At 41.8% G+C, this 8,442-nt stretch carries 9 protein-coding genes; 1 reads left to right on the forward strand and 8 read right to left on the reverse strand.

What is annotated here, in order from left to right; translation table 11 throughout:
• Nucleotides 1-16: 16 nt before the first annotated feature.
• The 8 genes from FS666_RS18320 to FS666_RS18355 all read right to left on the reverse strand — a co-directional run bounded on the left by FS666_RS18320 (nucleotide 17) and on the right by FS666_RS18355 (nucleotide 7,871).
• Nucleotides 17-292 (reverse strand): hypothetical protein, encoded by a 276-nt coding sequence (locus tag FS666_RS18320; protein ID WP_144463667.1) that lies wholly within the window; start codon nucleotides 290-292, stop codon nucleotides 17-19.
• Nucleotides 293-332: 40 nt separating this feature from the next.
• Nucleotides 333-833: a DUF1648 domain-containing protein gene (locus tag FS666_RS18325; RefSeq protein WP_144463668.1), complete on the reverse strand. Its 501-nt coding sequence runs from the start codon at nucleotides 831-833 to the stop codon at nucleotides 333-335.
• Nucleotides 834-1,059: 226 nt separating this feature from the next.
• The gene (locus tag FS666_RS18330) at nucleotides 1,060-1,500 is read right to left on the reverse strand and encodes a hypothetical protein (RefSeq protein ID WP_244943961.1); all 441 of its coding nucleotides are present in this window, start codon (nucleotides 1,498-1,500) and stop codon (nucleotides 1,060-1,062) included.
• Nucleotides 1,493-2,308, reverse strand: coding sequence for a DUF3100 domain-containing protein (locus tag FS666_RS18335; protein WP_144463669.1), 816 nt, complete (start codon nucleotides 2,306-2,308; stop codon nucleotides 1,493-1,495). Before FS666_RS18335 ends, FS666_RS18330 begins: the two co-directional genes overlap by 8 nt.
• Nucleotides 2,309-2,353: 45 nt before the next feature.
• Nucleotides 2,354-3,313, reverse strand: a complete 960-nt coding sequence (locus FS666_RS18340) for an NAD(P)-dependent oxidoreductase (RefSeq protein WP_144463670.1) — start codon at nucleotides 3,311-3,313, stop codon at nucleotides 2,354-2,356.
• 30 nt (nucleotides 3,314-3,343) lie between these two features.
• Nucleotides 3,344-4,795 (reverse strand): aldehyde dehydrogenase family protein, encoded by a 1,452-nt coding sequence (locus FS666_RS18345; RefSeq protein ID WP_144463671.1) that lies wholly within the window; start codon nucleotides 4,793-4,795, stop codon nucleotides 3,344-3,346.
• A gap of 79 nt (nucleotides 4,796-4,874) precedes the next feature.
• Nucleotides 4,875-6,488 (reverse strand): helix-turn-helix domain-containing protein, encoded by a 1,614-nt coding sequence (locus FS666_RS18350; RefSeq protein ID WP_144463672.1) that lies wholly within the window; start codon nucleotides 6,486-6,488, stop codon nucleotides 4,875-4,877.
• Between the two features lie 90 nt (nucleotides 6,489-6,578).
• Nucleotides 6,579-7,871 (reverse strand): C40 family peptidase, encoded by a 1,293-nt coding sequence (locus FS666_RS18355; RefSeq protein WP_144463673.1) that lies wholly within the window; start codon nucleotides 7,869-7,871, stop codon nucleotides 6,579-6,581.
• A 237-nt stretch (nucleotides 7,872-8,108) separates the two neighbouring features.
• Here FS666_RS18355 and FS666_RS18360 point away from each other — a divergent pair.
• Nucleotides 8,109-8,442, forward strand: a 334-nt coding sequence (locus FS666_RS18360) for a DUF4372 domain-containing protein (RefSeq protein WP_144463607.1), incomplete at its 3' end; no start/stop codon positions are given.

Consider the following 8,442-nt stretch of genomic DNA (forward strand, 5'->3'; position numbering starts at 1 on the left):
TCTATGCCGCTGGCATTCATCCCGGCATTGAAATACCGGGATGAATGCCAGTTGTTCGTAAAATGGTTTGAAGTTCCTGTTCCAGGAATTGAGGCGGAATGGCGAAGTCTACAAGCTCAAACAGTTCTGGGGAGAAAAACAGAAGAAACTCATCAAACAGTTCGGTAATGACATCTTTCCATAACTGGTCATATCTAATAGTTGTTGATGTTATAATTCGACATTCTTCCTGTGAATCCTTCTTTAAATTAAAATGATATCGCCGCCTATTTCCTGAGGGAATTTTCATCATACTCTTCCACTTTATATCATGTTAGCTCATTAACACATTGTCATTTATGACGAACTGAACGAACGATAAAGAAAATCATCGGTATAAAAACGGCCGCCAAAAAGACGGGCAGAAACCAGATTCCGAGCGATTCTGCTTTTCCGCGCCCGACCTGAATCATATTCCAACTGATAGCAGCAAATAGAAAGACTATAATATTCTTGAGGACATTCAGCATCATTCTTGAGTTTTTATACTGGAATTCAATATTGTTTTCATTGAGATTCAGGTAATTATGCCACTCCGGATGTTTTTCCAAAAAGCTCATAAATATGGTCAGCAAGCCGGCAATCACCGGCAGTATGATCAGCTCCCATTTCGATCCCATGCGGGTTATATTTCCGGCTCCGTCATAGTGTCCAGGCACTTTAGCAGGCAGATCGTTCCAGGTCACCAGCAAATAAATGACCCATCCGCCGAAGACGAATGCACCAACCCAATCGAGTATTTTTTCAAAAGCAGATTTTGGAATGTCGAGTTTTGGGTGATTATAACTTTGCATGATTGACACCTCTTTTCTAATTACGGATGTATCCCACAGTTGGTTTCATGTTTTTTTATAGCGTGCCTGCTCTTTTTTGCCAAAAATTTTTCTGATATCCTCCGGGATAATATCTTTATACTGCGCTGTCATCACAGCGGTGTTTTCGAAAAATCGTTTCCATATAAAACAGCCTGATTCCATATAAATATAGGACTCAGGCTGTTTAGGACTGCTTTCATTGTCTTTAAAATCTTCCTTGAATTTTGAACACAATTTCTGCAAATAGGGAGGCGAATAAAAAGGTGCCTGTATAGACGACAATCGATATGATCACAATGCGCCAGCCCAATTTCTTGAACGCGTCTATGTCTTTTCCTAGTGATAAACCTGCATAGGCAAGAATCGGTGTAGCGATGGCCATGAAGTCGATCTTGGATGTTTGTTCGACAATCCATCCGTTGCCGGGAAAAATAGGTGTCGTAGTAATGAGCGCAACAAATGAAATCCAGACGACTGCCGGAATTTTAATGGGCAGATAGTTGGTAAGCGCCAGTCCGATGATTGTGATGATGACGATAATTAGCATTCCCGGCAGTGCTTCAATCGGGTTGACCTTATAACCTACCCAGTTCCCAATGATGGCGATGATGCCAATCAATGACAGGATTTTTATTTTTTCAATCATATTTTGCCGCCCCCTTGTCAATAGAGAGCTTATGGCGGCCAAGCTTTGGCTCCAACCAGTTATACAACCGGACGGTGACTGGAAGGGAGAAGAACACACATATATAAGTCCCTAGTATTGTCGTAATTAAATTTGCAGCAGCTGCGAATAATGCGATATCGGCAGCATCATTCGGAAATGTAACAGCAAGGGCACCGGACGCTGCTGCCATCATGCTGCCCGATCCAACCCCCGCTCCCATTGCCAATGAGATGGGATGAAGGAAACCGAGACTTCCAAGGAAACCGGCCAGCAATGCCAAGTAGACGGCTCCGAATACTGTACCACATACATAGACGCCGAGCGCTCCCCTTCCTTCCGGCGAGTCTGCGCCATATTTCTCGGCAATAATGGCAAGATTCGGTTCGCGGTCGATGGAAAACGTCGCTCCGATAGATTCCCGTTTCATACCTAATAACAGTGCGATTGGCAATCCGATAATAATGGTGCCGATGACGTGTCCGACTTCTTGAAACGCCAGGGACAGGCCTGCCTCGAAAATTTTAGGCAAAGATGGCCCTAACATTGTACCGAGCTTGGCAACAAACAACATGAAGGAAATCCCAAGAATCGTTGCTGCGTTTTTCATTTGCTTTTGCGTCAATAATTTGAATTTCGGCCAGCTGACAATCCCGCCCAAGATCAACACATATAACATTGGAAATAAAGCAATCGTTCCGACGCCGATGTTGAATTGCTTGGAACCGATCCATTCACCTGCCGCCACAAACGCCAAAACGATCAAATGAAGCTTGATATTCTTTCTCACCCCAAACCCTCCTTGTATACATATTGTTTAAGAACAAAATATCCGCTAGACACGGGTTTTCTCTTCTATTCCTAATTGGGCAATGACATCAAATACCGCGGTAGCATCTTGCTGTCCCTTTTGTAAATACTCCGCTATTTGGTATAACTGGCGGGCTGATTCACTTGCCATTGTTGGAATGCCCGCGTTTTCCGCTAAATTTCGATATAGATTCAAATCCTTCTTCATATTAAAAAGAGAAAATTTCACTTCTTCTGGAGTATTCTTTAATATATTAGGCCCAAACACCTCCATCACTTTTGTTTGTCCGGAACCTTTTTGAATGATGACAGCCAATTTTTGTTTTGAAATCCCGGCTCTTTCCCCGGTCAAAAACGCTTCACTTATTAATGAAATGACGCCTCCAACAATCATATTATTACATAGTTTTACAACTTGCCCGGATCCGCTGGGGCCCACATAATCAATATTCGTTCCGACGGCTTTTAAAATAGGCAAAATGGAAGGAAACTTTGCTTCACACCCGCCAACCATGATGGTTAGTGTACCTTCATCTGCTCCGGCAGGTCCTCCGCTCAAAGGGCAATCAAAATATTCCAAGCCATATTCTTGTGCCTTTTTAGACAACCTTCTTGTCAAAGCTACGTCATTGGTACTCATATCTAAAATGAAAGCTCCCTTTTTTAAAGCGCCAAACGCCCCTTCCTCCGGATCCGTCATTAGCTTTTCTATTAACTCCGGCGAGGGTAAGGACAAGAGCAGGACATCCACTTCTTTTGCCATTGCTCTGATATCTCTTTTTGCCTTTGCACCCATACTGACTAATTTTTGCACGGCCGCTTCGTTAATATCGTATACAGACACGCTATAATCGTTTTTCAACAAATTTTTGGCAATCCCTGATCCCATCAAACCACAGCCGGCCACTCCGATGCTTCTCACAAAGATCTCCCTTTCTAGCTCAGGCATTTTTAATGTAGCTGGGAACAGAGCTGCGTATCTCATGCGCAGCTCTCCCCCTCTTTTTATAAAAAATTACGGTTTGATATAGACCGTTTTGTAATCTGTCCAAAAATCCAATGCGGTCGAACCTTGTTCCCGCGGGCCAATGCTTGAAGCCTTCTTTCCACCGAATGGATATTGGTTTTCAAAATAATTGGAAGGAATATTTACATGTGTGACACCTGATTCGATATTTCGAACAAAATGAAACGCCTTATTCAGATCATTTGTATAGATTGTGGACGAAAGCCCAAAATCGCTTTCATTCGCCAATTCCAACGCTTCTTCGTACGAATCCACCGTAGTGATGCCTATCACAGGCCCAAAAATTTCTTCCCGGAATATAGTCATATCCTTTGTGACATTGCTGAATATGGTAGGGGCGACAAAATACCCCTTGTCCAATCCATTTTCTGTTAATCTCTTACCGCCATATTCAAGGACAGCCCCCTCCTCAATGGCAGAATTTACGTAATGTAAATAGGTATTTAATTGTCCTTCATCTACGACAGGGCCATTATCAACGTTTTCCCCAAATCCGTCGCCGATCACCAATTTTTTTGCCCTGGCTACTAATTTTTCCGTTAATTCCTTTGCGATTGATTTAAGGACGATGACACGGCTCGTTCCTGTACAGCGCTGCCCATTATCCAAAAAGCCGCTGATGACAAGATTTTCAACTGTTTCATCAATGTTGGCATCTTCCAAAATAATGGAAGGGTTTTTGCCGCCCATTTCCGCCTGCATTTTAGCTCCTCTTGTACTGACCGCTCTCCCTAATGCCAGACCTACATCTGTAGAACCGGTAAACGACACAGCTTTAATTTTTGGATGGTTCCCGATTGCATTGCCAATCACACCGCCCGGACCGGTCACCATGTTAATGACACCTGCCGGGACGCCTGCCTCTTCGAACAATTCGATAATTTTCACACTGATAAGCGACGTATTGCTTGCCGGCTTGAAAACGACAGTATTTCCCGCGATGATCGCCGGAGCGATTTTCCAAATTCCTATACCAAGCGGGAAATTGTATGGAGCAATCACACCCACGACGCCAAGCGGCTCACGGACCGTATAGGCAAAAATATCACTGTTGTGCGAAGGAATTGTTTCACCTGTCAGCCTTGTCGCTTCACCACTGAACTGTTTCATCGCTTCGATTGTTTTTTGCACTTCACCCCTGGCTTCCCGGAGAGACTTTCCAACTTCTTTCGTAATGAGAATGGCCAGCTCTTCTCTTTTTTCTTCCAGTAACTGAATTAATTTAAATAGCACATCTCCTCTTGTTGGGGCAGCGGTATTTGCCCATTCTTTGAATGCGTTTTCAGCAGAGGTAATCGCTGACTCCACATCCTCTTCATTGGATTGCTGGAAATATCCCAATACTTCCTCTGTATTGGCCGGATTGATGCTTGCATACGTCTCATTTGTACAGGACGGCACCCATTTGCCGTTTATATAATTAAAATAAATATTGCCCACAGGGTCTCCTCCTTATAGTTGTTTTCTATAACATCATAAATCTTAAAATTCACAAAATAAATGTGGCAAGCAACAAAAATCATTCATCTTTTTTGTTGCTTGCCACATACAATCGAAAGGCAATCACTAAATCGATCCAGTCTTTTTCATTGTTAAATTCAATTTGCAATACTTCTTCTATTTTTTTCAAACGATAGTAAAGAGTGTTGGAATGAATATGCAACATTTCAGCCGTTTTCTTATGGTTCTTGTTCAATTCAATGAAAATTCGCAATGTATCAATGAAACTTTCATCAAGATTATAAAGTTGCTGCAATTGATCATTCATGAACATATCCAATATATCTTTATCTACTTCATATAAGAGGCGCTCTATTCCCAATTTTGCGTATTCGACTATTTGAACATTATGCAGTTTGGCGTAGCCGATGGAACGGAGCGCTTCTTTATAGGATATGGATAAATCATGAATTGTCGTTTCTCTGCCGACGCCGTAATATATATCTTTCTCGTTTTTCCACAGCGTTTGGATGCCATTGATCAACTCTTTTATGTTTTTCTGCTTGAACTTGGGAATAATCATAATTAATTGAAACGCGCGAGTAAAAATTAAACTGTGGAGACCGACAGAAGATGAAATCCGTTCAATCGATTTGACAAACCTCTCTTTGTCAATCAACCGTTCCGCTTCCCATAGCGGATGGTCTCTTCCCTCCAAAATCATGCATTGAACAATCCAATCCTCATCCCACTTGACATATCGCAATGCGTGCTGCAGGTCGCTGCCTGATTTCCCTTCCAATAATTGATTAAAAACCTGCTCGCGGAAATGTATTTCTTTTTCATAAATAGCATTATCTTTAATAAGCTCTAAAGCAATTGAAAGACTTGCTTGTTCAATGGCAATTTGATCCATTTCTGAAAAAGATGGAAACGGCCTGCCCAACATTAATACACCTAGTATATCGTCTCCCCTTCTGATCGGAAAAGCATTGGCCTCGTCCCTTTCATTTACGTGTGTATAAAATACCACGGGGGATGAAATCATTCTTTCCAACAAAGAGATAATATTCTTGATTCCCCGTCCCTCTATAATCAACTGATAAAATTGGTTGTGTATGGCGATGGAGCGCTTCAGCAATGTATTCTTCTCTTTTAAATTTTTATATACATTTGCGTTATCTATGGCGATGGCGCTCTGATCGGCCACCACCTTAATGACCTGCATATCCTCTTCCGTAAAAACACCATTTTGATTGTAATTGTTGACGGCCACTACACCTAAACAACGGCCTTTATTGATAATCGGTACACAAAACATGCTCCTGATTTTCCTTCTTCTTACCCCTTCATAATAATGACGGTAATTTTCATCCGTCATATTCTCCATATATTCATCTATTTCTTGCTCGGAAGTGAATAATTTTGACTTTTTTTCGGTAAAAATTTTACCCGTAATCGACTCACCAGGAGAAAACGCGACCTTTTTTAATTGTTCTTTGTCAACCCCCTCTCCTTTCGCAAATTTCAACTTGTTTGCCTCTTTATCATACAAATAAATAATAAGGACATCAGACACATCGATCAATGCTCTCGCCGCAACAATGACATGATGCAAAATTTCCTCTAACTTTAAAGACTGGGTCAACATCTTATTTATTTCCAGCAGCTTTTTTGTCTTATAAATGTTCATGCTATTGTGCCCCTCCCCTCTCCTTTAGCCAGTTAATGCCGGATTAAGACGAAAAGCAGGAGGAATGATTCCCCCTGCTTTTGATCATCTTTATTCAACTACACGTCTGACAACGCCTTTAAAGGCAGCTTTCCAATACGAATTGTTCATGGAGTCAATAGACACGCCATGAGAGCTGTTGTCGTTCAAGAAAGTTCCATTGCCAAGATAAATGCCGACATGGCCGTTTGTCTTGTAGGTATCAAAGAAGACAAGGTCGCCTCGCTTCATTTCAGAAGCGCTGACAGCTCTTCCCTGATTGACAAGCTGGCTTGTTGTCCAGCCAAGATTCACACCAGCCGACGCATAGGCCCAATGGACAAACGAAGAGCAGTCAAATCGCCTGTTTTGGATATCGGCGGCAGATCTGCCTCCTCCCCATTTATACGGAGAACGGCCGACAATGGAAGAGCCCGTGCTGATGGCAGTTTCAATAGCGGATGATCCTTTTTTCACTGTAGGCGCTGATGGCTGGCTTTTTTGGACTGTTCCGCTGCTGGATGATGCAACAGATTTTGGTTTTGCTTTATGTCCGGCTGCAGTTGCCGGTGCACCAGCTTTTTCTGCCGGCCCTGCGTTACCTGCTTCACCAGTTGCTCCCGATTCTTGCGTTTCTTCCGCCGCTGCAACAGCAGCTTTTTCTTCTTCCGCTTTCTTTGCTTCTGCTGCAATTATGGCAGCTTTTTGGTTCTCAAGATCCACCAATTCTTTGCTGGCTTCACTTTGCTGTTCTTTCATAGCGGCAAGCATGCTGTTTTTATCGTTTACCTGATATGTAAGCTGTTCTTTAAGTTCTTTTATCTCAGCCAGTTCGCTCTGGATCTCTTCCAATTTCTTTTTTAATTCCGCCTCAGAAGCTTCCAATGTTTGTTGGTCTTTCTTCTGCTCTTCGAGGATCTTTTTATCAGCGTTAATAATCTTGGTCAATGCCATCGTCCGGTCAACCAAATCACCGAAGCTTTCGGCCTCAAGCACTACATCAAGGTAGTTGGTCGAGCCTTCGTTTTGTTGGACGGCGCGGGCCCGTTTTTGCAATACCTCAAAGCGCTTCTCAAGACGCTCTTTTACTTCGGCAATATTCTTTTCCAGCTGCTTCACTTCTTCTTTCGTTTTGGAAATATTTTTTTCGGCCCCAGCTATTTTGTTATTCGTTTCATTTACTTTGTTATTTAATTTTCCCAAAACATCATTGATTTCCCGTTCTTTTGCCTGCAAAGAAGAAATCTCCTGCTTTTTCGCCGAAATCTCTTGATCCAAATTCTCATTGGCAAATGCTGCACTGTTCGGAAAAGACGCAAATAACAGACTTGTACCAAGCACGGATACTAGTAATCTTTTTTTCAATTTTATTTTTCCCCCTGTAAAATCGCTCCAACTATGTATCTAGCAATCTTTGTACGATAAAAAATTCCTTTTTTGTCAAAAATAAATATATCCGACAACACTAGCGTTGCATTAATTAATTCATATGGTTCAAAATACTGGGAATGTTCAAAAGTAAATTGTTCATACAACAAAAAATCCTTTACAATGGAAGTACAGGTGGTTCCTGTCCAAATCCAATAGTAAAGGATAACCGATATGGACAAGAATACACGAAAATCATCATTTGGTAAATGGGTTTCACCTATAAATACGAAAAAACTAATGGAGCAAGTTGAAAAGAATAAGCAAGATTCCTACACAAAAAAACTTACAACGGAAGCATATATAAAGCTACTTTTACTTGCGCAGCTGCAAAAATTCGATAGCCTAGAAGAAATGAGCGATGCACTAATAGATGATGAGCTTCAGAAAATATTGGGGTTTGAATCGATTAGTCCATCGCAGTTATCAAGGAAGAACAATGAAATCAATCCAGCTATCCTTTCCCATTTATTCTTGGATCTTGTGTGCAAAATAAAAGGGATTCATT

Origin of the sequence: Siminovitchia fortis (genome assembly GCF_007681465.1) — a bacterium.
GTDB lineage: Bacteria > Bacillota > Bacilli > Bacillales > Bacillaceae_C > Siminovitchia > Siminovitchia fortis.